The sequence below is a fragment of the Spirochaetales bacterium genome (assembly GCA_016930085.1).
In the GTDB taxonomy this organism is placed as follows: Bacteria; Spirochaetota; Spirochaetia; order SZUA-6; family JAFGRV01; genus JAFGHO01.
In genome coordinates this window covers 25,714-51,278 of the sequence record JAFGHO010000128.1, presented here as the reverse complement: position 1 = coordinate 51,278, position 25,565 = coordinate 25,714, and the positions used below count along the sequence as shown (strand labels likewise).

22 protein-coding genes are annotated in these 25,565 nt (G+C 46.7%); 15 read left to right on the top strand and 7 right to left on the bottom strand.

Annotated elements, in window-relative coordinates; all coding sequences use genetic code 11:
* Nucleotides 1-10 precede the first annotated feature (10 nt).
* Entirely contained in the window at nucleotides 11-1,090 is a 1,080-nt protein-coding gene (locus JW881_21435) for a toll/interleukin-1 receptor domain-containing protein (protein ID MBN1700088.1), read from the bottom strand.
* Between the two features lie 319 nt (nucleotides 1,091-1,409).
* On the opposite strand from JW881_21435, the gene JW881_21430 reads away from it, so the two are divergent.
* Complete coding sequence (locus JW881_21430) at nucleotides 1,410-2,495, top strand: hypothetical protein (GenBank protein MBN1700087.1); 1,086 nt, start codon at nucleotides 1,410-1,412, stop codon at nucleotides 2,493-2,495.
* 13 nt (nucleotides 2,496-2,508) lie between these two features.
* Here JW881_21430 and JW881_21425 read toward each other — a convergent pair whose 3' ends face one another.
* The 3 genes from JW881_21425 to JW881_21415 form a co-directional block, all read right to left on the bottom strand.
* Entirely contained in the window at nucleotides 2,509-5,430 is a 2,922-nt protein-coding gene (locus tag JW881_21425; GenBank protein MBN1700086.1) for a hypothetical protein, read from the bottom strand.
* A 185-nt stretch (nucleotides 5,431-5,615) separates the two neighbouring features.
* Complete coding sequence (locus JW881_21420; GenBank protein MBN1700085.1) at nucleotides 5,616-5,804, bottom strand: hypothetical protein; 189 nt, start codon at nucleotides 5,802-5,804, stop codon at nucleotides 5,616-5,618.
* A complete protein-coding gene (locus tag JW881_21415; protein MBN1700084.1) occupies nucleotides 5,801-6,169 on the bottom strand; it encodes a hypothetical protein in 369 nt (122 codons plus the stop codon). The genes JW881_21420 and JW881_21415 overlap by 4 nt, the downstream gene beginning before the upstream one ends.
* 250 nt (nucleotides 6,170-6,419) lie before the next feature.
* Between JW881_21415 and JW881_21410 the strand changes: the two genes are divergently transcribed.
* The 8 genes from JW881_21410 to JW881_21375 all read left to right on the top strand — a co-directional run bounded on the left by JW881_21410 (nucleotide 6,420) and on the right by JW881_21375 (nucleotide 13,932).
* Nucleotides 6,420-7,211: a hypothetical protein gene (locus tag JW881_21410; GenBank protein ID MBN1700083.1), complete on the top strand. Its 792-nt coding sequence runs from the start codon at nucleotides 6,420-6,422 to the stop codon at nucleotides 7,209-7,211.
* A 59-nt stretch (nucleotides 7,212-7,270) separates the two neighbouring features.
* Nucleotides 7,271-7,795, top strand: a complete 525-nt coding sequence (locus JW881_21405) for a DinB family protein (protein MBN1700082.1) — start codon at nucleotides 7,271-7,273, stop codon at nucleotides 7,793-7,795.
* Between the two features lie 180 nt (nucleotides 7,796-7,975).
* Nucleotides 7,976-9,067: a hypothetical protein gene (locus tag JW881_21400; GenBank protein MBN1700081.1), complete on the top strand. Its 1,092-nt coding sequence runs from the start codon at nucleotides 7,976-7,978 to the stop codon at nucleotides 9,065-9,067.
* 126 nt (nucleotides 9,068-9,193) lie between these two features.
* Nucleotides 9,194-9,502 carry a hypothetical protein gene (locus JW881_21395; protein MBN1700080.1) on the top strand — a complete coding sequence of 103 codons (309 nt, stop codon included), beginning with the start codon at nucleotides 9,194-9,196 and terminating at the stop codon, nucleotides 9,500-9,502.
* A gap of 383 nt (nucleotides 9,503-9,885) precedes the next feature.
* Complete coding sequence (locus tag JW881_21390) at nucleotides 9,886-11,784, top strand: HAMP domain-containing histidine kinase (protein ID MBN1700079.1); 1,899 nt, start codon at nucleotides 9,886-9,888, stop codon at nucleotides 11,782-11,784.
* Nucleotides 11,777-12,487, top strand: coding sequence for a response regulator transcription factor (locus JW881_21385; GenBank protein MBN1700078.1), 711 nt, complete (start codon nucleotides 11,777-11,779; stop codon nucleotides 12,485-12,487). The genes JW881_21390 and JW881_21385 overlap by 8 nt, the downstream gene beginning before the upstream one ends.
* An 81-nt stretch (nucleotides 12,488-12,568) precedes the next feature.
* Nucleotides 12,569-13,378: a sigma-70 family RNA polymerase sigma factor gene (locus tag JW881_21380; GenBank protein ID MBN1700077.1), complete on the top strand. Its 810-nt coding sequence runs from the start codon at nucleotides 12,569-12,571 to the stop codon at nucleotides 13,376-13,378.
* On the top strand, nucleotides 13,375-13,932 hold the full coding sequence (locus JW881_21375; protein MBN1700076.1) for a hypothetical protein: 558 nt from the start codon (nucleotides 13,375-13,377) through the stop codon (nucleotides 13,930-13,932). Before JW881_21380 ends, JW881_21375 begins: the two co-directional genes overlap by 4 nt.
* Before the next feature lie 50 nt (nucleotides 13,933-13,982).
* Here the strand turns inward: JW881_21375 and JW881_21370 are convergent, their stop codons facing one another.
* Nucleotides 13,983-14,849: a GNAT family N-acetyltransferase gene (locus JW881_21370; GenBank protein ID MBN1700075.1), complete on the bottom strand. Its 867-nt coding sequence runs from the start codon at nucleotides 14,847-14,849 to the stop codon at nucleotides 13,983-13,985.
* Between the two features lie 3 nt (nucleotides 14,850-14,852).
* The gene (gene trxB / locus JW881_21365) at nucleotides 14,853-15,794 is read right to left on the bottom strand and encodes a thioredoxin-disulfide reductase (protein ID MBN1700074.1); all 942 of its coding nucleotides are present in this window, start codon (nucleotides 15,792-15,794) and stop codon (nucleotides 14,853-14,855) included.
* 77 nt (nucleotides 15,795-15,871) lie between these two features.
* On the opposite strand from trxB, the gene JW881_21360 reads away from it, so the two are divergent.
* From JW881_21360 to JW881_21340, 5 genes are all read left to right on the top strand, one after another.
* The gene (locus JW881_21360; protein MBN1700073.1) at nucleotides 15,872-17,449 is read left to right on the top strand and encodes a hypothetical protein; all 1,578 of its coding nucleotides are present in this window, start codon (nucleotides 15,872-15,874) and stop codon (nucleotides 17,447-17,449) included.
* A 70-nt stretch (nucleotides 17,450-17,519) separates the two neighbouring features.
* Nucleotides 17,520-17,870 carry a hypothetical protein gene (locus JW881_21355; protein MBN1700072.1) on the top strand — a complete coding sequence of 117 codons (351 nt, stop codon included), beginning with the start codon at nucleotides 17,520-17,522 and terminating at the stop codon, nucleotides 17,868-17,870.
* Between the two features lie 22 nt (nucleotides 17,871-17,892).
* Nucleotides 17,893-18,672 carry an MBL fold metallo-hydrolase gene (locus JW881_21350; GenBank protein ID MBN1700071.1) on the top strand — a complete coding sequence of 260 codons (780 nt, stop codon included), beginning with the start codon at nucleotides 17,893-17,895 and terminating at the stop codon, nucleotides 18,670-18,672.
* 215 nt (nucleotides 18,673-18,887) lie between these two features.
* Nucleotides 18,888-21,890, top strand: coding sequence for a response regulator (locus JW881_21345; GenBank protein ID MBN1700070.1), 3,003 nt, complete (start codon nucleotides 18,888-18,890; stop codon nucleotides 21,888-21,890).
* Complete coding sequence (locus tag JW881_21340; protein ID MBN1700069.1) at nucleotides 21,887-22,891, top strand: response regulator; 1,005 nt, start codon at nucleotides 21,887-21,889, stop codon at nucleotides 22,889-22,891. The genes JW881_21345 and JW881_21340 overlap by 4 nt, the downstream gene beginning before the upstream one ends.
* Here the strand turns inward: JW881_21340 and JW881_21335 are convergent.
* On the bottom strand, nucleotides 22,875-23,672 hold the full coding sequence (locus tag JW881_21335; protein MBN1700068.1) for a methyltransferase domain-containing protein: 798 nt from the start codon (nucleotides 23,670-23,672) through the stop codon (nucleotides 22,875-22,877). The two genes, JW881_21340 and JW881_21335, sit on opposite strands and share 17 nt — an antisense overlap.
* Nucleotides 23,673-23,795: 123 nt before the next feature.
* Between JW881_21335 and JW881_21330 the strand changes: the two genes are divergently transcribed.
* Nucleotides 23,796-25,556 (top strand): phospho-sugar mutase, encoded by a 1,761-nt coding sequence (locus JW881_21330; protein MBN1700067.1) that lies wholly within the window; start codon nucleotides 23,796-23,798, stop codon nucleotides 25,554-25,556.
* The last annotated feature ends 9 nt before the right edge of the window (nucleotides 25,557-25,565 follow it).

Here is a 25,565-nt window from a genome sequence, read left to right as displayed (position 1 = left end):
TGTATTCCGCCTAACATCCGGGCGGCATTATCCTTTTTAAATAGTTAATGACAAATCCGCGTATTTCTTCAGCTTCGGTATTCTTGTCGGTTGAACAGCATTCTTGTTTATGTAAATTCCATAGTGATTCGAATGCTGAATCAAAAGCGCTGATTTCATTTTTTATTGTCGTGGTATGATGAGAAACGATTGTCACATCAAAACCGGGTGTTCCCGAAGTTTTAATGCCGTTGAGCATTATATTATGATCGAAAATAAAAATATTTCTATTGTAGGAAAATCTTCCATAGCTCTCCATCGTATTCGGGAAACCCAAAACGAATCGTACTCTTTCAAAATCCTTGTTGGCTTCCAAAAAATCGATAAGATTTATTAGTCTCTTCTTTATATATTCGTTATTATATTTCTTGGGCCATATAATCACCTTTATTCGACAGATTTTTATCATTTCCGATAGTGCTTTCTGTTCGGCCATAAGCAATGACGTCATTTCTGCCGAGTTGTTGTACCAGCATGATAAATCATCGGAAAATGAAAACGACGAATAATTCGACTTGGAGCGTATTATATAGTCATTGTCAATGTGCCTTTTTTGTTCTTGAATAATACCCAGTAATGATTTTGTACGATTCTCCAGACCGATATAAAATTGATCGGTTTTTGGACTGAAGTTGCTGTAACAGGAATCGTCTGTCATCTTTTTCTTTATTTCTATCGCAAGCGCCCTGATCTTTTCACAAGGATCTTCGGCTGTATGCAGATATGATCCCTGTGTATTGAAGATAAAGCCTCTGAACAACGAGGTGTTATTGACACTCATGTCATCTATTGCGATAGGCCAAACCGGTTTTTCAAGTCCCTTTGCAATACCTATTTCCTGCTGCACCCATGTGGATTTTATTGAATAAGCACTCCATAAAACGATGAGCAACCGGGCACTTCGTATCTTAGATAATATTTCCTTATCAAAGTATGAACCGATATGGATATTCCTTTCGGCAAAAAAACAGTCAATCCCTTCTTTTATGAAAATATGATAGATGATTCTTGCCAATACCGTATCTTCATGACAATAACTGATAAAAACCATGTAGAATAGACTCCTTTATCCGTTTTGATTCAATTGCCTTTTAACCGGGAATAAAAAATATACCCGGATATAAACGGCATAGCCATTAACAAGAAATCTGCTAAAGTCTTTTCAACGATCTCCAGGGGAGTGCCTTGAACGGAAGTGGTTTGTATTAAATAATCAATATCGAACCTCTCTTGATATTTCAACGGATCATTATAATCACAAATCGAACAGAATTTCAAATATTTTTTTTAATATAAAGCGAATAATAAGATGATCATTTTTCTTTAATTATCACTGACATAATGATTATACATTTGATAGAATAGATACCATGACCGGGGTACAGGCAGCCGAAACCAGGCTGCAATGGATATATAGAAACAGGGCAGCCGACACATTCATCCCCTTGCAATGGAGTGATATCTGGATTCATAATAAGGAAAAATCGAATCTGTATGGCACCTTTACAAAAGAAATTGAAAATCGTATGGAGAAACGAAACACCGGACTTCCATTCGCCTATATCCTTCATGAGGCCGCTGAAGCCGCATCACGTCACCACAATGATGAAATATGCAGTTCCTCTGCATATGTGGGAATAATGCCGGGTTCGTTTGATCCCGTTCACTATGGCCATATAACTGCGGCCCTAAACGCCGTCGTTCAGCTGAAATTGGATGGCGTTCTGTTTCTCATCGGAGGCACGGTGCCGGAAAAACCGGAAATCACCGCTTTCCGTCATCGATTGCATATGGCACAGGTGTATGCAAATGATAAATGGGGAACCTGGATACGGTATTGTCCTCTTCGATTTGATATGGCCGAGATATATAAGGCCGCATTATGGCCGCTCCCCTCCTCTTTGAAGCAAGGTGCTGTATCCGGTACAATGGCATTAACCATTATAAGGAATATAACGGATATAGCCGCTTTTTGCCTTCTCTTTGCCATGAATCCCCGCGTACAATGGGTTTATATAACGGGGTCTGACAAGATAAATAAATACGGCAATGAAAACGAAAAAGAGCTTGTCTTACATACACTATTCAAACACGGCATACAGGTGTTTTATTCAAACAGAAAGGATTTTCCGATTGATTTGAATCTGATCGGAAAACAACGTTGGTTACTTGATTTATGGAATGGGGGAATGTTTATTGCCGATGACTTGACGCAAAACGACAGGGTAAGTTCGTCAAAAATCCGGCATGAAATAGCCTGCGATACCCCCCTCGTTGAACAGGAAATACACCCGGAGGTCCTGCATTATATCCGCCGCTCAGGTATCGGAGACCTGTATCGCTTCCGGGACATGATAAAAAGCGGCAGGATAAAGAAGAATTCCAAGGAGTATACCACACAGCTATCGGCTTTGTATAATGCCGGTCTTGTCGATTGTCCCGGTACGGACATGTGATCCGCTGTCGGGGCTATTCCGGTACTACTTTTTCGAGAAACTCGAGTACCGCCTGCGGAGAACGGCCGATCCAGATTGTTTTATCATGGGCTCCGTCGATATTGTCGGAATTAACGGCGAAAGTTTGCACAAATGAAAGATTCGGGTCCCTGGCGATGACTTCGTCGTTTCCAAGCTGTGAATCCCTTTCATAAAATTCATCCCCGAAATAGTAAACCTTTCTTTGGGCCAGATCATTTGAATCGATGAAATCCTTTACCGCGGCCGTTTTATCGGCTCCTTTAAGGGTAATATCGGTTGTGGACCGTCCGCCCGAACGGATATTGAACTGATTTTCCTTACCAAGCTTTTCTATTATACGGCGTTGCAGTTCATCACGGATGTCAAACGCCATATCGCCCTCGACCATTGGAGTCGGTTTGATGGCGATACTGGCAATTGTGTTGTCATCTTCCGTTTTACCCCGCACTTCCACCCACGGAAAAACTATCTTTTCCTTTTTCTTTTTTTTATCCTGGAGTTCTTTCGGGGTCACCCATTCGGGCTCCCATGATTCAACATCCCAGAATGGAATAAGATCGAGGTCCTGGTATTTCTCGGCTGCTTCTTTTTTAAATAATTCCTGTTGCTTTTTATCCTCTATAATTATATTGATATCATTTTTAATGTCTTTTAATGCTGAATCGATCGCATTTTTAATGGTTTTATAGCTTTCCGGATCAATTTTGTTATTATGTCTCCTTTCAGTATCTTCGATACAGTCTCCATTATTGTCGAATTTGATCTTTGTTGCGCCGCCGTCGACATAGAATGTCAGATTCTCGAAACCGAATTTGTCGTTTTTCATTTCCTGTTGTATTGCCTTGATAATCCGCGGTATTTGCTCTTCCTTGCTGTTGCCTGAAATGATGGCAACAGGAACATGAATACGCAGGAGTTGAGTAAACAGATAGGCCAGCTCAGGGTAATCGGTAAGGAATTCCGCTTTTTTCGGCAGCATCGTCATATCGACATCGAAACAAAAGCATCCGTCATATAAATTACTGCTTACATTTTGAATACTTCTTTTAACTTGTTGCAGGTCGAAAAGACCGAATCCCGAATATTTCATTCGTTGATTGTTTTCTTCGTTTTCATTTAATGTGCATTGGATATTCTGTGACATAAGCCCGTATTGGGAATCGACGACAAAACCCGCTTTTGTAATGCCCAGCAGACTAAGTATTATCTCGGCTTGAGCTGTTGCCAGAAAGAAACCATACCTGGAATCTTTCGCCTTATCTATATATTGAGTAAAAACTGTATCTGCCGTGAAATTATGAATATTACTGTCCAAAGAATCTCCAATAACACCGATCGTATAATTGATGAATTGATGCAATTCCTTCCAATCATTTTTCTTTAGGGGATTTAAATTATACACAAGATACCGGTAGATATTTTCCAGATTTCTTTCAGCCTTTAATTGAGCCCGGATCTCATCGATGTCATCCGAATCCATGCCCAGAAGACATATCTTCAAATTTGAGGTTCCTTTAAGAACATCCTTTAAATCCGGGACAAGGAGTGAGCCCGCGATATTTGTTTCAAGATATGCATCGGAAAAAATGATAATATCGGCCCGCCTCAGAATTCCAACGACCTCATCTTCAAGTTTCAATTCTTTTGAAATTCCGGCGTTATTTGAACTTTTTCTATCCATATATTTTTTGATGTCATCGAGGTATTTTATGTCGAAACGTCTGATTGTGCTTTGTGTTCTTTCTCTGAATGGTTCCGGAACGGCAGCAATATCCATATCATCAATTATTTTTTGTGCTCCGGAGTAATTTCCTTCAATATGACTGACAAGTGAGTTGATGAAATTGTCATCAACACTTTCGTTTATAAGCCACATCCCGATAAACGGGATATCATCATGGAAAGTGTCATGATAATAGGTTATCGCATTTTCAGAAAAATAGAGTGTGCCCATTGCATCGAGTGCGACAAGATGCTGCCTTTCCTCCGTCACAAAAAAAACCTTGCTTCCTTCTCCAAGGCTGAATAAATTAGTACTCAATTCGTCAATGATCTCTTTCCAGGACACATTTTTATTCTTCTCTCTGTAATAATAATAGGCGCCTTGTATAATAATGCTGCGGAATGGTATGCATTCTAGTGAAGAAAGTGCATCTTTACAATCTCTACGGAAAAAGTCTAGATATGATCTTATTAATTTTCTTTTGACTATGTCAATTTTTAACGCGGCAAAAAAAGCTTTTCTGATAGAATTATTTCGGATTTCATAATGATTATTGCCCGGATCTTTCAAACGGTGAATAAGGTTGTTAAAAGAAACCGAAATATTTTCACCTGTATTGGTAATTTCAATTGAAAGGAATTCCTTGACGTGGCGATCCCCTGCGAGATCGAGCAATGCCTTTCCCAATCCGGGAATACCGGGGGTCCTGAACAGCCGTGAACCTTCGAACCAGCTCCCGGAATCATCGGTACCGCTCAGAAGAATGGTTGTATTGACGTTCGGAAGGGCCTTCAGCAAATTTGTCAGTGCCCTTCCGCTTCTCCCCCTTCTGAAAAGGACTATCTCGATCGGATTTTCCAGTGTACTCAGGAATTCTTTCTGATTGAATATACTGTTATAGAGGAGTTCGGCCGCCGCGTTATCTATCCCTGAAAGCGGCCGGAAAATATCTTTGGACTTCACCCCCCCGATTTCAGGCCGGTTTCTGTTTTCAAGCATATTCAGTTTCCATAGCAAAACCTGCCGGATATTCTCCGGTTTCTTTAAAACACTGTAGCTTTGAATGAATTTGATCAATTCGTCTCCCTGATCACCAAACAACGAGAGATCGGTACCGTGAATCATCGGAATGATTTTCTCCGTTTTCAGTTTTTCTATCAGTCTGATAATTTCCAGATTTAGTTTATTCATAATTATCTCCTGAATACCTCCGTATCAAGATTTCATAATTTTAAATAAAAACACGACTATTCGGCTGTAATAATATCCCACTATATAAAAAGTATCAATTACCCTGAAAAAATATAGATGTCGAAAATAAAAATGATAAAATAAAGACTTTGAAAATCACCGGAACGATTGTGCCTGTCTGACATCTATAACGAGATATCGATGTTCGCAAACGAAAGCTGTTCGGGCGTGAATATGCTGTCGTGTTCGTAATCAAGACCGGTCAGCCCGTTCCATTTTCCGCTTGTATCGTGAAGACGGTTGACGAAGCAGTCGAAACCCATAAGGATATTTGAAGTGTGTCCGCGATCTGCGATCCGTGTCCTCACTTTCACCCCGAGATCACGCCGTTGAATCCAGGCGATGAGTGTTTCGCAAGATAAGCCGGGACGAGTATTGCCGCGGCACTGGCTTCCGGATTGCACGGCGTATCGTCGATTCTGTTGAATTCAGTGATAAGCTTTACGTAATATCGGGCGATCAGGAGTGCATCGACGATATCGACGGTCTCGGAAAGATTAACATCCGCGTCTTCGAGATCTATCAGGACATTCGTTTCCACGTCGTAGCGGGCAACAATGAGGGCGTCAACGATCGAGACCATACCGCTATTATCGAAGTCACAGAAGCAGCTGGCTTGAAGTGGCGCGGCAATACAAAGAACAATCAGGAAGACTACCGGAAGTGGCTTTGACATCATATTTTATCTTTTTTAACGACATATACACTGGCTATACTATATCATACCGGGAAATTGATGTCTCCACATTTTGTATATGAATGAGGAAATGGCGCCCGTCATAGCGGCGTCACGATTGGCCGATAATGTCAAGGGAGAAGTAAATTGTGCTTGTGAGGAAGATCGAAAACATATGAAATACATCGCACACGCTAAAAACAGCGAAAATAGGCCGAACGGTTGAAATGAAAGTTGTATGCAAGGAGATATTGTGAAAGATGAGGAATATTCTCATATTGAAATGGATTCACCGTTCAAAGGCGATTTCTTTTTCAAAAATAAAAACGAAAAGGCGGTCATCGCCCTCGGCGGCAGTGAGGGGGGGAGACTGTGGTCGACAATCGAAAGTAAATTAAAAGACCTGCTGCAATTGGGGTATGACGTTCTCACTCTGGCTTATTTCAGGGAAGAAAATCTGCCGCGGAAACTCGAACGGATACCGCTTGAATATTTTAGACAAGCCATTGACTGGCTTTCCGGCAAAGAATATTCAAGCATCGCGGTCATGGGATTGTCCAAAGGGGCCGAATGTGCCCTGGTCCTGGCGAGTTATTTCAACCGGATCGCCGCCGTTGCAGCAATCGTCCCTGCCTGCGTTGTCTTTCAGGGAATAAACGGGAGCGCTTTCAGGAGAACCTCATCATGGTCTTATGAAAAAAAGGAACTGCCCTATGTAAAATTACACCACTTTCATAAAGGTTTTTTAAAAGAAAGATTGAAGGGGGAGTATTATCACTGCTATATGCATTCGTTATTGAATAACCGGAATGAAAAGGCAATAATTCCGGTCGAGCGTATCAGGGGGCCGATATTGCTCTTGTCCGGAAAAAACGATACAATGTGGCCTTCAGAGTTCATGGCGGACATGATCGTTAAGCGTCTCAAAGAAAAGCAATTCGGTTATTCCTGCGAACATCTTGTTTTTGATACCGGGCACGATGTCTTCGAAGACAGTGAAAGCTGGGGAAAAATCATGGATTTTTTCAAGAGAATACGTATGTAGCTGTCAATTTATAAAGAGCCGCCGACATGTATCGAGCCTTAACGGAATCAAAGGAGGTTATGATGGATTACAAGCGTCATGTCGATCAGCTCGAAAAAAACAGCGGGATCGTCGCGGACCTGGCCGCGAATTTTTCCAGTGAACAGGCCGCCTTCAGGCCGGCCAAAACCAGATGGACGGTGCTTGAAACCGTGAATCATCTCATCGATATCGAAACCATGGATTTCCGGTATGTCTTCGAGCTGATCCTGTTTCATCCCGCAGACAGCTGGCCGAAATTCAGTATCGAGACGTTACGGACCGCGGGGAAATACAATGAGCGGGACCTTTCAACCTCCGTCCGGAATTTCATCCGCGAACGGAAGAAATCGGTCGCGTGGCTCAGGAAACTCGGCAATCCGGACCTCAACGCCCTTCATTCGGGAAAGGGTTTCACGGGCGAAAAGATGAGGGCGGGGGATGTCCTTGTCTCATGGGTGGCCCACGACCTTTATCATATCAGGCAGCTTTCGCTTTTGTACTGGAATATTCTGAACGAGTGGGGAAAACCCTTTTCACCCAAGTATTCCGGATTCAAACAATAGATGCGGCAAGACAACCCGATATCCCGTCCGGTATAGGAAATCAAAACTCAATAACAGACGTAAATGCGTTTCCGGGTGCACAATGCCATATCCTCACCTGTTTGTTATACCGGACGGTGTGTACTATAATTGATGAAACGTGTCGAATAATTAATCCGGGGATTGAACCAGGGAGGATATATGAGACAATATCTTTTATTCATCTTGATGATTGTATCATTGACCTGCTGCCTTTCCGATAACAGCCGGCCGGCCGTGCGGTTTGACAGTGAAGGCCTGAAACGGGAACCGGTCTCCTCATCATCACTCGAACGGACGAAAGTCATTCCGTACATCCGGCATCAGCGTATCGAGCAAGGCGTCAACTATGTTTATTGTCCTGCCTTTCAACTTGCATGGAATATGTTGTGTGAGAATATTATACACGAGGAGGTCGAGATCGAACCGGAAACCGAACTGGCCGGATTTCTTAACAAACGGTATTTTACAAAGGAACAATTATCGGAAGGATCATTTGTCGCACTGGCGGGCTATGCCAGTGAAGGAATCGTCGAAACCATCAATAATGAATTGAAAAAAAAATTCACGAATCCTCCCGTTTTTCGGTATGAAACAAAGGATCCCCGAGAAATCATCACGTACTCGTATATGTTCAAGGAATTGTCGTTTGCAGTTCCTTTTGAAGGCGAACACGATCTGACGTTCGATCCTGAAAACGTCGGCGTTACAGTCGAGGCGTTCGGTTTCATGGACACAAGCGGCAGCAGGGATATGAAAAGCCAGGCGATACTTGAGTATCGTGGTAATCGCGGAGAAGAGTTTATCCTTTCGATCCGGACGGAAAACCATAACGATGAATTGATTCTTGCCGTGGTTGCGCCAGCCGGGACGATCGAAGAAACATACGACGAGATCATGCAGTTGCGCGCGAATGACCGTCACAGAGAGCTTATGGGAGATGTCGTTTTATTGATACCAAAGATAATGATTAATGTCGAACATCGCTATGATGAACTCAAGTATAAACATGTACTCAATTTCGGCGACGGTTCATATTTTTTCGCTGAAAATGTGCAGACGATCGTCTTTGTCCTGAATGAACGGGGCGCGATTGTCGAATCGCAATCGGCTTTGATCATGGCAATGGCGGGTCCGGAAGCGTATATTTTCAATGAATCCTTTATGCTGATTATGAAAGAAAAGGATAAAACACTTCCATACCTCGTTCTGTGGATCGCGAATGAAGAATTGTTAATGAAGAAAGAGGGGTGATACGTCAGTGTTGTTCCGGCGTGAAGTGTATCGGAATGAAAGGAGACTTCCATCTTCGGGTACCTCGGTCCGAATGCCGCGCTGGATGTCAAAGCCTTTCTTTCCCTGAATTTCACGGTGTGGCTTTTGGCCCTGGCAATGTCGTCGATCGCCTTCTTTTTTTCCTGCTTGTGGAACAGAATGAAACACGCAGCCGCCTCGAGTGTCGCCGTCATGTGCTCGTTTATCGTCTTTTCCGCGATCGGCAATGTGGGACGCCATCACGGCGTGTATACGATCGTGGAGAGTTTTTCCGTTTTTCAACTGCTCAAGGCGAGGGACATCGTCGCGGGCCGGATCGGCATGGCGGTCAACAACGGAATACTCCTTTTCATTATCGCGGTTTTTATCGGGGGCGGAATTTCCGTTTTCAGGAACAAGGATCTGCCGCTGTAGAATAGATAAAACCATCAGTTTCCGGCATGATGATTTCTGCGTCAAACGGTGCTCGTTAGGACGGCTTTTAAAAAAGGCTACAACGAAAAACGGCAGGCGATGACCGGGGAAATCGAAGCAATAAGCATTGATGTGATAATGACCGGATTGTATGCGTGAAGCGATCCGTTTTACATTTTTTTTACGATTCTTTTACACATGCCTGACAAAGCCCGTCCTCTTTTTTATTATCTTTATATCGGAAGACAATGGACATGCCCTTTATGAAACCGCGTAAGGAGGCGCGGTGAGTGAATCCTTGCACAATGACTTTGAACGTGAGATAATATAAGGGGCATACGGCAGCCTGCGCGGAGGTGAGGCGGTATGAGGAAATGGACGGTATGAGGATACAACCTAAAATCGCTGTTATTTTTGTTCTTTGCGTGCTGGTTCCCAGTTTCATACTGGGAATTCTCGCCGTGAGGGCGATCGACATGCAGGAGGCGTATATTGAAAAGCAGATCGAAGGAACCGTTTCAGCCGAAATCCTTCACCATGTGACGCTTATCAACAACAGGCTGAAAGAAATCGAGGACGATCTCTCGTCGATATTCGATGCCGCGGGAAACGGGGATGACGGTACGGCTTTTCTCCCCGACGCATCGGAATACGAGGTGATCGGGATTCCGTATCTCCTTTCGCCCGATCTCGCCATTATGGTCCCGGATCAAAGCGGCCGCCTGAGCGGGGAGGAAGCGGAATTTATTGAGGAAAACGCTTTATTCCTGACGGACAAAGCGGCGGTGCCCGTGTACGAAAATATCGCGGTCGCCTACAGTGACGTCATCATGGATGAGATCACCAGGAAAAAGGATATACAGCAAAAAAAGAAAGAGGAAGATACATGGGATACAGGCGGCTCGTCGGCGACCAACGATAACGGGATGGAGGTCAACGATGATTTGATCCAGCAGACCATCCTCAATGAGTTCGAACAGTCGAAGGAAATACGCAACAAGGTCTATGACAGGGCATCGGAGGAGGGCCAGGAAGTTCTCATGAGGAATGTCACACAGATGGACGTGGAACAAAAAGAGAAAAAGAATCCCGAATCGGTTTTTATTCAGAATGACCGCACATTTTCCCAGATCAGGGAAGGAAGCGAACACGGCATTATTCCCAGGATTATCTCCGGCAGCCTCGAACTGCTTTTCTGGAAAAAGGCGGAAGGGGGAGGCGTTTCAGGATGCCTGATCGATACCGGATATATCAGGGATGAGGTCGCGGCGGTCGTCATTCCTTCCATATTTTCAAGTATCCGTATTTTGACCGTTCTGGACGAAAACGGGACCCCCCTCATACGCCGGGGCGCCGATATCATATCCGACTGGAAGACGCCGTTCGCCTCTCGCGAAATATCGACAATCCTGCCCCGCTGGGAGGTCGCCGCCTATCTCACCGATCCCTCTTTTATCTCCGAGGAAGCCGGTGTGATTTCACTCATCATGTGGATTCTCATCCTCATCCTTATCGTCGCCATTACGACAGGCGGTTTCGTCGTTCTCAAATCCTATTATTCGGGAATCACGTTGGCCCAGCAAAAGACGACCTTTGTCTCGAACGTATCTCATGAGTTGAAAACACCGCTTACCTCGATACGGCTTTTCGCGGAGATGTTGCGGGAAAACAGGCAGACCGATGAGGAAAAACGGCGGCAGTACCTTTCCTATATGGTCTCGGAAACCGAACGCTTGACGCGGCTGATCAATAATGTCCTGGATTTCTCGAAGATGGGGCAAGGCACATTGACCTATACGATGGAACGGGCGGATATTGTCGAAGTCTGCAGGGAGATCATCGAAGGCCAGCGGCTGCGATTCGGCCAGTCGGGTTTTTCGTTATCGTTTATCGAACCGAACGAACGGATCGAGGTGACAATCGATGAGGAAGCCGTCAAGCAGGCTTTTCTCAATCTCCTTTCGAACGCCTTCAAATATTCCGATGCAGCCAAGGAAATCGAGGTCGAGATAAAGCGGGAAGGCGGGGAGGCGGTCGTTCTTGTAAAGGACCGCGGCATCGGCATACCCTCAGGCGAGGCAAAAAAAATCTTCAGGGAGTTTTACCGTGTCGATGACCGTCTCACATCCCGTGTGCGGGGAAGCGGTCTCGGACTCGCCATATCCCGGAAAATCATTACCGATCACGGCGGTGAGGTGACGTACGCGCCTCGACCGGGCGGCGGGAGTATCTTCCGGATCGGGCTGCCGGTCGCGGGGAGAAAAGGAGCGTGTGATGAGTAAGAAAACGATCCTGGTCGTCGAAGACGATTTACCGATTCTCACGGGTCTTGTCGATCTCCTTGAAGGGGAAGGATATACGGTCGTTACCGCGCAGGACGGAAACAGGGCCGTTTTGCGTTATCGTGAAAATAAACCGGATCTCGTCCTTCTCGATATCATGATCCCGGAAAAAAGCGGCTACGACGTGTGCCGGGAAATAAGGAAAGACGACGCGGCCACTCCCATCCTTATGCTTACCGCAAAAGGCCAGGAAGTGGACAAGGTCGTCGGGCTCGAACTCGGCGCGGACGATTATATCGTGAAACCCTTCGGGGTTCAGGAGCTTTGCGCCCGAATACGGGCTTCATTGCGAAGGGCGGCGGGCGGTGAATCGGAAGGGGATGTCTCCGGTGACGAAAAACCTCTCTGTTTCGGCGATGTGGCGATCGAACCGTCGACACTCACAGGGAAAAAGGGCGGGAAAGAGTTCACGGTAAGCCCGCGTGAAATCCGGCTTCTCAGGCTGTTTCTTTCAAACAGGGATAAAGTACTGCACCGTTTCACGATTCTCGATGAGGTATGGGGAATACGGTATGAAGGAACGACGAGGACACTCGACCAGCATATCGCAAAACTCAGACAAAAAATAGAGGACGATCCGTCGCACCCCCGTTATATCCTTACGGTTCATACGGTGGGGTACAAGTTCAGTTCGTGCCCCTGAAGCCGGTTCGTCTTCCCGTACCGGACAATGCGTGGTTTTCCTTTTTACGGCGTTATAATAAGGGAGGGGGAGGAAACCTGAGTGAAATCGACACAGGCTGTCGTAACGCTGCTGGTGACAAATCAAGGTTTTTATGCTATCAATTGCACAGAGGGTAAAAAAAGGGGAATGACGGAGAGGTATCCCGATAACACAGACGATCGCCTGAAGCAGGAAGAACTCTACACATCCGGATGGTTTTCGAAGGCAAAGGAGAAAGACGAAGAAGGGCTGACCGTATTCTATCATCTGTATAAAAGGGAGCTTTTCGCCTATATCGTGCGCCGTCTCGGAAGGTATGAGGATGCGGAGGACCTTCTCGTAAAAGTTTTTGAAAAGATTTTTCTCAATTTTCACAAAATATTTTCCATGTCGGCACTCAGGCCTTATATATACAGGATTACCCGGAACGCGGTCTTTGAATATTACAGAAAGAAAAAAACGGTGAAAAGCCGGGAAACGGTGAACCTCGATGACGTCGTACTTGAAAGTCATTACGGTAATCCCGGCGATATACTCGAAAAAAAAGAGGAAATTATCCGCCTGCGCGAAGCAATGCTTATGCTGCCAGCCACCGAATATGAGGTGCTGAAGCTTTTCTATGACACGCGGAAATCGACAAAAGAAATCGCGTCTGCGGCCGGTAAATCGGTCAGATCGATCGAATCGATCCTTTACCGCGGAAGAAAGCGACTCGGCACTATCCTGGAACAACCTGAATCGTCCGTATACCCCGGAATCGTCAATGCGGGAAAGGATTCGGCCGTGGATGGAACGGATTCGGCCGTGGATGGAAAGGATTCGGCCGTGGATGGAAAGGATTCGGCCGTGGAGTGGAAGGAGTCGGTATGAAAGGTCAAAACAAGTATTTCGATTATCTTGAAAAAGGAGTCAATATCAGGCTGCCCGATGGCCTCGACGAACGGATGAAACACGTGATCGGAAAGGCAAAAGAAGAAAAGCCGTCTCCTTTTTTCGCTTTACTGTTCAGACCGGGATTTGCCTTTGCGGCGCTTCTTATCCTTGCTTTGATTCCGTCCGTGATCGTCATCCTGGGACAGTGGCGGCAGACGGGGGGAGAGCGTTATTCGGAGGTGAACGGCACCATCAGGGTCGTGGATAAAAGCGGCTATTCCGAAGCCCTGTACAGGGAGAATGTCACGCCGCTTATCGCCAGAAAAATTTCAAAAGGGGTGGCCCTCAAATGGAAGAATCCTCAAAGCGGTTTTTTTAAAACGGTTGTCATTGAAAAATACAGTAAGGGACGGGAAAAGCCAGAATATATTCTTCCCGCCGGTCTCACCTCATATTTTGACAAGGATTATGAAAAGGATACCTATTATATCATCAAGTGTGTTTCGATTGACGATGAGAAATCCGCCGGGATTCGGATCAAACCCGAGTAATAATACACCTGTAATGGACGTGTTCCGAACGGCGGCGAAATTTTAAAAAATCAGTAATAATAGTTTATCCTGAAGTTTTCGCGTATGGAAAAACCGATTTTTCTGTACAGGGTAATCGCCGGCGTGTTGTTCTTTTTGACGAAAAGAGTGGCAAGCTTGTGTTTTTTGAAAATGTCGTTCAAGAGTCTCGCCATAATGGCATAACCGATCCCCCTGTTCCGAAACTCTTTCTGTGTAAAAACCCCACCGATCTGATCGACCAAAAACCCCTGCGCATTCGTTCCCGCTTTCGCGATCGGTATCCCGTTAATTTCAGCAAGGTAGTTGATTTCCGTGCCGAGATTTCTTTTCAAATGGGCGAGACAGCCGGACGGTTTGAATCGCGCCGGATTGAGGAATACCTCTTCGAGTTCGTACTGCTTCTGGAGGGGATAAAGCAGTCCCGCATCACGAATACGGGCGCGCCTGATCGTTATGTAGGGGATATCGATTCTTTCCGGAATTTTCGCTTCATGCGGGGCTGCGGTCATGAGATAGTAATCGACTTTTTCCGAAGGCTTGTCTCCCAGGATCCGTTCGATCGTGACAACATGTTCCATCAAGCCCATCACCGAATGAAGTTTTTTCATGTAATCGCCAAGGCATTGCAGAATCCCGTTCAACGATACTTCCCCGGACGGCGGGTTCGATTCGAGAACAGGAAGGATGAGTCCGTATTGCGTGAACATGACCGCCTCACGGATACGTTGGGGATGGGTGTCTTTATTGATGATAATGATGCAATGCTCTTTCTGCTTGAGACTGATTGAATGCATTCTTTTGAATCTGTCACTGAACGACGCACAACTCCATTCTCTCGCGAGAAGAAAATCCTTTATTTCCGGATACGAAGTGCGCCCTGCGATCTTCCAGCCCATCGCTTATAAGTATGCCTGTCCTTTCTGTTCATCGATGTACTGGGAAGCGGCGTGCGCTGCGATGGCCCCTTCTCCGGCCGCGACGACGAGTTGCCTGAAAGGGGTTGCCCTCACATCTCCGGCCACATAAAGCCCGGCAACTTTCGTTTGCATCTTCTGATCGGTGATAACGGAGCTGCTTTCATCGTAGTCCAGATCAAAGCCTTTTACCAGTTGTGTCTGTGGTTCCGATCCTATGAAAATGAAAACAGCATCGGCCGCTTCCGAAAATTCCGATTTTTTTTGATTATCGTAGAGGAGGACACTATCGACCATGACACCGCCCTTTATCTCCTTCAATTCGGTATTGAACCGTACTTCGATATTGTCGTTGTTCAACACCCTCGCCGCCAGGGCTTTCTGTGCACGGAAACGGTCCCGCCTGTGTACCATGATAATATTATCGGAAAGTTTGGCGAGAAACATCGCTTCATCACAGGCCGCATCACCGCCGCCGACGACGAACATTTTTTTCCCCTTGAACAGGGGGCCGTCGCAGGTCGCGCAATACGAAACACCCTTGCCGCTGAACTCTTTTTCACCCGGTATGTTCAGTGTCCTGTGTTTTGCCCCTGTCGCAAGCAGCACCGTATATGACGTGTAGTTCCCCCCGTATGTCTCCACGTAAAAACACCCGTCTTCTTTTTTCAGCGAGGTTACCGTATCATTGAGGATCTCGGCACCGAACCGGCGGGCCTGCTCTTCCATTTTTTGTGAAAAAACATACCCGGTCACCGGTTCGACAAAACCGGGATAATTCTCAAGCCTGTCGATGATCATTGCCTGTCCTCCGGCCGCCATCTCCTCGATCAACAATACGTTAAGATTCGCCCTCGCCCCGTATTGTGCAGCACTGAGTCCGGCCGCGCCGGCCCCGATAATGATCAAATCCCTGTCAGGTTCCATTGTTCCTCCTCATCGGAATATTGTTTTTTTACCGTATTCTGTTGAATATTATACCATCTCTCTATAAATTTAAAGATATGGACCGACAAAAATGGATGGGATGTGGTTTTGTTTTTCTACTTTGTATCGCGGGAATACCAATTGTGTTTCCGGACGACATGGCGGGAACTCCGCGGCTCGAACCGCAGGCATTCGTGAAAGAACTCGCCTCATCGGAGGAGGTTCTCACGGACCGCGAAATCGTCACGGCGGCGCTTGTATTTTCGGGTGCCGCTTCGGAATCGCTCACCGTATATATCGATATGATCGACGCGCTGTGTTCGGATTACGAGATCCTGGGGCGTGAATATAAAAGCGAAAAGGAGAGTGCGGAGAACGCCCTCCTTTACCTTCACAAGCATATACTGGATTCATATGATGAATACCAGACATCGGTCGACGTGGTCCTCGAAAGCGGCCGGTACAATTGTGTTTCGTCGGCCGTATTGTACATGATTCTCCTCGGCCGGCTTTCGATCGAGGTTTGGGGCGTGAAAACCACGGATCACGCTTTCTGCCGGGTGCGGGCGGACGGCGTCGAATACGATGTGGAAACAACCACCGCTTTCGGGTTTGAACCCGGCAAAAAAAAGGAGTTTGTCGACGCGTTCGGGAACGCGACGGGATACTCGTATGTGCCGCCATCCAATTACAGCCGGCGTCAGAATATAAGCCGGCTCGAATTGCTTACCCTCATTCTCCAGAACCGGATTACCGCCTATACCAATAAAGATATGTTCGGGGAAGCGGTCGGTCTGGGCGTCGATATTTATACACTGCTGAAAGACGATTTTTCCTTCGACAACATGGTCAAAACATTCTACAATATCGCCGCTTTCTATGACAACGAACGGAGGTACGAAGAGGGATGCCTGTTTTTCGACAGGGCTATCGATATATACGGAGACGATGAAAAGATAACGCGATTACGTTTGCAGCTTGCCAATAATTACGTGATTCACATGCTCACCGCGTACAGGTTCGACGACGCAGAAACCTTTATCAGCCGCCGGTATGAAGCGGGCCGTTTGGGGGAGGCGGAAAAGACAGAGTTTTCCGTCATCATCGCGCTGAAAAAAAGTGAATACACGGCAAAAGGGTCCTATGAAGATGCTCTTCGTATTATCGATAGCGCAATCATGATGTACGGACCGGATAAACGGCTTTTGGAGACAAAGGGAGGACTCATCAATAACTGGATTGTCGGTCTTCTTGAAAAAAAAGAGGTCGACGCGGCGGAGATTTTGCTCGAGACATTGAAAAGACGGGGTGACGTCGATGAGGCAACATGGAAAAAGTTCATGGTTATCGTATATCAGGAACGTGCGGCAACCATCGCGGAACGGGATGGTTATCTCCCGGCGGCTTTTTATCTGGAAAAAGCCATGGAGATTGTGGGGAACGATCGGGTATTACGAAAAAATCATGAGGTGTATCTCTATAATTATTCAGTCGATATTCATAACGAGGTTATCGAACTCTGGAACGCGGGGGATTACGAAGGGGCGAAAGCACTCCTCGAGTCCGCGCTGAAAGCAGTCCCGTCGAGTACGATACTCCAGGGGGATCTGGATAAAGTAAAGAAACTGCTCGGTCAGGGACAGCGGGGAAAATGAGAGTATGAAAACACACGCGGCTTTCATATTGTTCTCCTCGATGCTTGTATTTTCATGGGGGTGTCGAAATATGGAGACGACGATATATCGTTACTCAGACGGAAGCGGTAACAGTTACGTTATCAGAGGGAATTCGATCGAGTATATACCCGTCCAGCCGTCATTCTCTTCATCAGGCATTTACAGCGGTGGGGAACGGAGCGTCACCGGAATCATGAAGGCCGACTATAAACGACTCGTCTCGCTTTTTGAAAGGGCGATTGAAAATACATCGGTGCATATCGGAGAACGGCGGATGGGTTCGGGGTATATCGAAAAAGAAACGGACGGCCGCAGGTTCAACATCATAGTGGAGCCGGATTCGAATGCACGGCATGAAATTGAAGACATGCTGCGGAAGCTTGTCGCAAAAGGATTGTAAAAAAAATATCATGGAGTAGACCATGAACAAAATAACAGTCATCCTGTTAATCGTTTTCGCGGCATTTGGCTGCACGGGTAAAAATCCGGCCGTCGATCGCGGACCGGGCAATCACGAGAGAGGAGTGGAGGATGTCATGGTAAATTTTCAGACAGATACATTTCAGTTGGAAAACGGAACGCTGAGCATTTCGTTTATCGGACATGGAACGCTTCTCATGAATTATAACGGTAAAATCATTCATATCGATCCGGTTTCCATGTATGCTGATTATTCCGCAATGCCTGCGGCCGATGTGATACTTGTCACGCACAGCCACCCCGATCACCTGGATTCGAATGCGATCGAAAAAATACGAAAAATCTCGACCGTCGTCATCCTCGACGGGGAGTCTTCCCGGCGGATACAAGACGGTATCGTCATGAAAAACGGCGATATACGGGAAATCGACGGTATAACGATCGAGGCGGTTCCTGCGTATAATACGACAGCCGGTCGAAGCAATTATCATCCGAAAGGGAGGGATAACGGGTATATCCTCTCGCTTGGCGGGAAACGGGTATACATCGCCGGAGACACGGAAAATACCCCTGAAATGCAAAAACTCGAAAACATCGATATCGCATTTCTCCCCATGAATCAACCGTACACGATGACACCGGGCCAGGTGGCGGAAGCGGTCAGCGCATTCAAGCCGGGAATTGTCTATCCGTATCACTATGGGAAAACGGACACATCGCTTTTAACCGGTATGCTGGCACGGCAGGACCATACGGAAATTCGCATACGCGACCTTCAATAACGGGTGATTCGGCCCGGTTCGACCGGTGTTCGTGTCTCACCGAAATCCGATGAAAAAACCTCGAACAGAACCCGCCTTTTCTACGGAAAGAAAGCAGGAAGCAGCTATGTTTCCATGAGCGGAACATTCCCGGGCGCAGCGGGATCCCCGGTTGCCCGAAGTGTTTTTTCCCTTGCAATATCGGATTGGCCGGGATATACTGAATCGATTATATCATGAAAACATCCGATCATCGACATCACATTCACATCCGGGACCTTGTTGCCATCGGTATCGTGATGGCGGTATGCGCGATCCTCCCTTCATGCAGCATCATCGGAAAGAATATCAGCGTACCGGTCGTAAAAGGGGGCGTTCTCGATCTCCGCGACTGGAATTTTCGGAAAAACGGATCTGTCGCACTGAACGGGCAATGGGAAATTTACTGGAACCGTCTGCTCGTTCCTGAAGATTTTATCGGAGAGAATAAACCCGCGCCGACCGGTTACATCGATGTTCCCGGATTCTGGAAGGGAAAAACGATCGGAGGCACACGGCTCGATGAAAGCGGTTTTGCCACCTACCGTCTCAGGCTTCTGCTGCCGGATAACGAAAGGAGAGTGGGACTCAAATTCCAGATCGTTTTTTCCTCTTACCGTTTATTCGTCGGGGACAGATTCTTGCTTGAAACCGGAAAAGTGGGCAGAACCGGAGAAACCTCACGGCCGGAGATGAAGCCGCGTATCGTCTTTATTGAAGCGGTAAAGGAAGCCGATGTACTGCTTCAGATATCGAACTTTGAGATGGAACAGGGTGGAGTCTGGACTTCGATGACGATCGGGGACCAGGAGCATATTCTGCAGGAACGGGAGCAGCGCCTCGGTTTTGAAATATTTCTCTTTGGAGCGATTCTCATCATCGGCTGTTATCATCTGGTTTTCTTCGCGAGTAAACTCCGGGAAAAATCTTTTTTGTTTTTCGGACTGTTCTGTATTTTTATCGCGTTCCGGATTATCCTCCATTCTGAGCGTTTTTTCCTCTCGCTTTTCCCCGACATCAACTGGCGGCTTTTTATTAATCTTCAAGTGCTTACCTTTTACCTGAGTGTCCCCTGTTTCATCCAGTTTATTTTTTACCTGTATCCCGATGAAACTTCCAAATACTTTCCCCGTATTTTTACCGTTCTGCACGCGGTCGCCTGTTTTACCCTTTTGCTTCCATATGTCATAAGCAACGCGATCCTGACCGTTATGCAGCTTGTCACCGTGGCCGCGTGTCTTTACATATTCATTATCATCGCTAAAGCCTTCAGGAACAAACGGAACGGCGTTATCGTGTTTTTGATCGGATTTTCTGTTTTATTCGTCACCGTCGTTCACGATCTTCTCTACACACAGGAAATTATCGTCAGTACGCATCTTATTCCCATCGGACAGTTTGTCTTTATTTTCTGTCAGGCGATTCTTCTCAATCTTCGTTTTTCATCGACCTTTGTCGAAGTGGAAAAAATGTCGAGAAACCTCAACATGCTTTTGGAGCAGCGTAAGAAATATTCGGAAGAACTCGAAAAGGAGGTGGAATCCAGAACAAAAGACGTGATCGAAGTCAACAGGGCACTGGTAAGGTCGATGGACGAAGCAAACAGGGCGAATCAGGCAAAGAGTATTTTTCTGGCGAATATGAGTCATGAACTGAGAACACCGCTCAATGCAATTTCGGGATTCGCCGAAATTATCGAAAAATCGAACGATATCGAGGAAACAAAGAAATTCTCGAAAACCATTGTCAAGGAATCGGAAAAACTACTCGAACTCATCAATCAGGTGCTGAACATGTCGAAGATCGAGGCCGGTAAACTCGAACTCGAAATTGTTCCGTTCCTGCTTTCCGAGCTTCTTTCATCGATCGCCAGTTTTTACGGTCTCCAGGCGGAAGAAACGGGCCTCAGTTTTTCGATGACCGTCGATGACGATGTCCCCGCCGCCCTGAAAGGGGATCCCCTCAGACTGCGTCAGATTCTGGTGAACCTCATCGGCAACGCGGTGAAGTTTACCGAAAAAGGTGGTATTTCCGTCAACGTAACAAAAAATCGTAAGCGGGGAACGAGAAAGGTCGAACTGAAGTTTTCCATTACGGATACCGGTATCGGGATTCCCGACGACAAGCAGGATATCATATTCAATAATTTCGAACAGGTCGAAACATCGATTGCGAGAAAATACGGCGGCACGGGGCTCGGAACCGCGATCGCGAATCAACTGACCGGCCTTATGGGCGGGAAGATGGGGGTGAAAAGCAAACCGGGTGAAGGAAGCACGTTCTGGTTTACCGCAAGCTTCGGGATCCCTCGTGAAGACGAACTGAAAGACGTACACAAATTCGAGATAAAGAAACTGCCCTCGAAGATCGATGCGACCGTACTTATCGTCGATGATTATCAGACGAATCTGAAAGTCGCACAGATACATCTGCAAAACACGGGATGCCATGTGCTCGCGGCGGAAAACGGGAGAAAAGGGATCGAGGTGTTCGGGGCTCACCATTGCGATCTTGTTCTGATGGATATACAGATGCCGGAAATGGACGGATATGCGGCGACACGGTATATACGAGAGGAACTCGGCAACAAGGATATACCGATCATCGGGCTTACCGCCCACGCATTCGACAGCGACCGGCAAAAATGTCTGGAAGCGGGAATGAATGACGTACTTACCAAACCCTTTCAAAAGAAACAACTCATTGAAAAGGTGACGTATTGGCTTGTCAGTTCCGCGGCATTCGACGCGTCGAAAATCTGTTACAAACACGAATATGTGCGGCCTTCCATAAAAGACCGGGTTGTCGCGGAAGAACCGGATGTCCTCAAGCCGGTGGATATGGAACGGGCGTATGAGGAGTTTGAAGGGGATATGGAATTTTTTTTCAATATTCTTTTTAAATTCCTTGAAAACCTCAAAACACAGATTATACTTATGAAAAGTGCGTTCGGAAAAAAGGATAAACGGACACTGGTCATGGAAGCACATAAATTGAAGGGGGGGGCGGCGAATATCACCGCGTACCGTATCTCGCGTGTCGCCTTCGCGATACAGAAAGGTGCGGAAAACGAACGGTGGGATACCGTTCGATCGGCCATTGATGAACTTTCATCCGAAACCGATCTGCTCAATGATTTTTATATCTCCGAGAAAGTAAACAGTAAGGAAAAAGGAGCGGAAATAAAGCGTTCACAATGAAATTATTAATCGTTGACGACGAACTGGTAAGCAGGGAAAAATTGAACCGTTATATCACGGATATGGGGTTGGAGACCATGGTCGCGCATGACGGTCTTTCGGGCTATGAAATCTGGGAAAAGGAACGGCCGCATATCGTCGTTACCGACTGGCTCATGCCGGAGATGACCGGAATAGATCTTCTAAAACGTATCCGCAGAAAAGAAGGAGATAAGTCGACCTATGTGATTATCGCAACGGGTAAAAGTGAAGTAAAACAGATGGCGTTCGCCCTCGAACACGGGGCGGATGATTTTATCACAAAGCCGTTTCAGAAAGCGGAACTGACGGCTCGCATCAAATCAGCGGAACGTATCATCAATTTAGGTGTGAGGGATTCCATTCTCGTCGCACTCGCGGAAGTCGCCGAATCGCGCGATCCCGCAACCGAATATCATCTTTCCCGTATCCGGTATTATATAAAAACATTGACGGACGAACTCGGGCGCAGGGGAAACCTTACCTCAGAAACGGTCTATACATTCAGCGAGGAACTCGCGCTTGCCGGTCAGCTGCACGATATAGGAAAAATCGGTATACCGGATGCGGTGTTGCTAAAACCCGCTAAACTGGATAGAGATGAATACGATATCATCAAACGTCATTGCGTAATCGGGTACCGTACCCTGGACCGGGTAGAAAAGAATCATCATGAATCATCTTTTTTAAAGCTTTGCAAGGATGTCATCCTCTATCATCACGAGAAGTATGACGGAAGCGGATATCCGTACGGCCTGAAAGGAGAGGACATACCCCTTCCCGGCGCGATCGCGGGACTGGCGGACGTCTATGATGCGCTTGTGACAAGACGTGTGTATAAAAAGGCCCAATCATTCGAAGAAGCGCATGATATTATCGTGTCGGGTACGGGCACACACTTCAATCCCTCCGTAGTGGAGGCATTTTCCGGATGTCACCGGACCCTGGAACAGATCGCCTCCGATTTTAAGCCGTACGCGTAATTGCCCTTATACAGATGAATAACGGGAATTTCATGAGGTCTTCATAATCCTCAGGGGAGGTGAATTTGAATTCCGGAAGCGGCCTGGGTTCCAGTATCCGTTCGATGACGAATCCGTTACCGCTTAAGGCCTCAGCAATACTTCCCAGGCTGTGATAGTAACTCGGCATTGTCACGTGTTTGCCGAAACCTTTCCAGACACAGCTTACTTCTCTGGTTTCAAAATAATTGTCGATGTTAAAATAACGGTAGGAAAAAAAGGGATGCTCCGTTGAAAAGACAAGCCAGCCGCCCGGATGTAAAACACGGCTGAACTCGGCAAAAAGCGGCGTATGATCCTTTACATAGGTAACCGCTAAAGAACTGAGTACGCCGTCAACGGTATTGTCACCTAAAAACGCGAGCGGCTCTTCCATGTTCGCCCTAAGAAGCGTGACTTTTTCTCCGACACGAGCCCGCGCATGCCGGATCATCTTCTCGTTTGCATCAAAGGCGGTGACAACGGCACCTTTCTTCAATAAAATTTCGGTAAAAAAACCGGGACCGCAGCCGGCGTCGAGGATATGAGCGTTTTGTACATCCGGCAGCAGGGAAATGACTGCCGGTGTATTGTACAAAGCGTTATGTGGTTTTGTATCGACCATCACAGCGTATGAATCGGCCAGTTCATCATACGCGTCGTACGGTAACGGTTTTTTCATCATGGCGTCCTGTACCGATATTATTACGGGAAGAAGAAAAAGTCCATACTTCGCCGTGACATAAAAAAAGCGTGAGGCCATTATCAATTAATCCTTCGACTATTGAATCCTCCGTATCCATCTGGTATAGTTTATAAAGGGATCGGCAATGGTCTTTTGGATTGCCATGTGTTATCTTTATTATTGAAGGAAAGTGATATCGCCATGGACAAGCAGACGATTTTAAAAAGGGCAGAAGATTATATCTTTCTTGAAAAAGACACGCGTTTCAGAGAGGAAGTGGAGCGACTTGTCGCAGAGGGTGATATCGATGCTTTGAATGACCGTTTTTATACCGATCTCGAGTTCGGGACCGGGGGTCTTCGTGGGATTATCGGCGGCGGGTACAATCGAATGAATCCGTTCGTTGTGAAGCGTGCGACACAGGGGCTTGCCAATTATATCAAGAAAACCGCCCCGGCGGAAAGCGCTTCCGTCGTTATTGCCTATGATTCACGGCTTCATTCGGATACCTTTGCTGAAGAAGCAGCCGGGGTTCTGACCGGAAACAATATACGCGTGTATCTGTTCGGCAGACTGAAGCCGACCCCGGAGCTTTCCTTTGCCGTACGATATTTCAAGGCCGCGGCCGGCATCGTGATAACGGCGAGTCATAACCCGCCAGAATATAACGGGTACAAAGTCGTCTGGAACGACGGGGCGCAGATATTGCCGCCGCATGATGAGGGAATTATCGAAGAAGTAAAAGCGGTAACGAACGATATCACCGTCCTCGATAAAAAAGAAGCGATCGATCGGGGTCTTTTAATCATGATCGACCGGGACGTCGATAAAGCCTTTATCAAGACGGTGAAGGATCTCTCGCTTCGTCCGCAGCTCGTCAGGGAACGGGGAAAGGAACTTAAGGTCGTTTATACTCCACTTTGCGGAACGGGTGCCGTTCCCGTATCCAGGGCGCTTTCCGAACTCGGGATCGATGTGATATTCGTGCCCGACCAGAAAGATCCCGACAGTAATTTTAACGGATTGAAGTATCCCAATCCGGAAGAAGCTTCCGCCCTGGAGAAAGCGGTCGCGCTGGGAAGAAAGGTAAAGGCGGACATCGTCATGGGGACCGATCCGGATGCCGACAGACTCGGTATCGCCGTTCCGGAAAAAAACGGGCGCTTTAACCTGTTGACCGGAAATCAGCTTGGCGCGCTTCTTGTCGATTACATATTTATGAGTCTCAAGGAGATGGGAAAACTTCCTCCCAGGTGCGCGATGGTAAAAACAATAGTCACATCGGAACTCGGACGTCTCGTCGCCGAGGATTACGGCGCAATCTGTTTCGATACCCTCACCGGTTTCAAATATATCGGTGAAAAGATTCGGGAATTCGAATCGAATCATGACGGCCCGCAATTCGTCATGGGATATGAGGAAAGCTACGGATACCTGATCGGAACGAATGTCCGTGACAAGGATGCGGTAACGGCCGCGACATTGGCGTGTGAAATGGCACTCTACCATCTTTCGAAGAATATATCCGTACTCGATCGTCTCAACCAGCTTTATCATAAGTACGGTTATTTTGAAGAAAGCCTCATATCGAAATATTTCAAGGGAGAAAGCGGAATAAAAACAATGCAGCTCCTTATGGACAAACTGAGGAATGAGGCGCCGGAGAAAATCGGCGGAGAAAACGTGAAGTTGGTCAAGGATTATAAAACCGGGACGACCCGGTATATGGAAACCGGGGAAAAGGTGAAAGATATCAGCCTGCCTTCGTCGAATGTTCTCCAGTTTTTCCTCGCCGACGATAGTATCATCTCCGTGCGGCCGTCGGGAACGGAGCCGAAGATCAAATTCTATACATCAGTCAGGAGTGACGCCGGACTGGATTTGGAAAAAGCGAAAACGATCGTGGGTGAAAAGACAGAAAAGATATCCGAAGAGATTAATAACCTCATCGATTCCATATAACACGAAGCC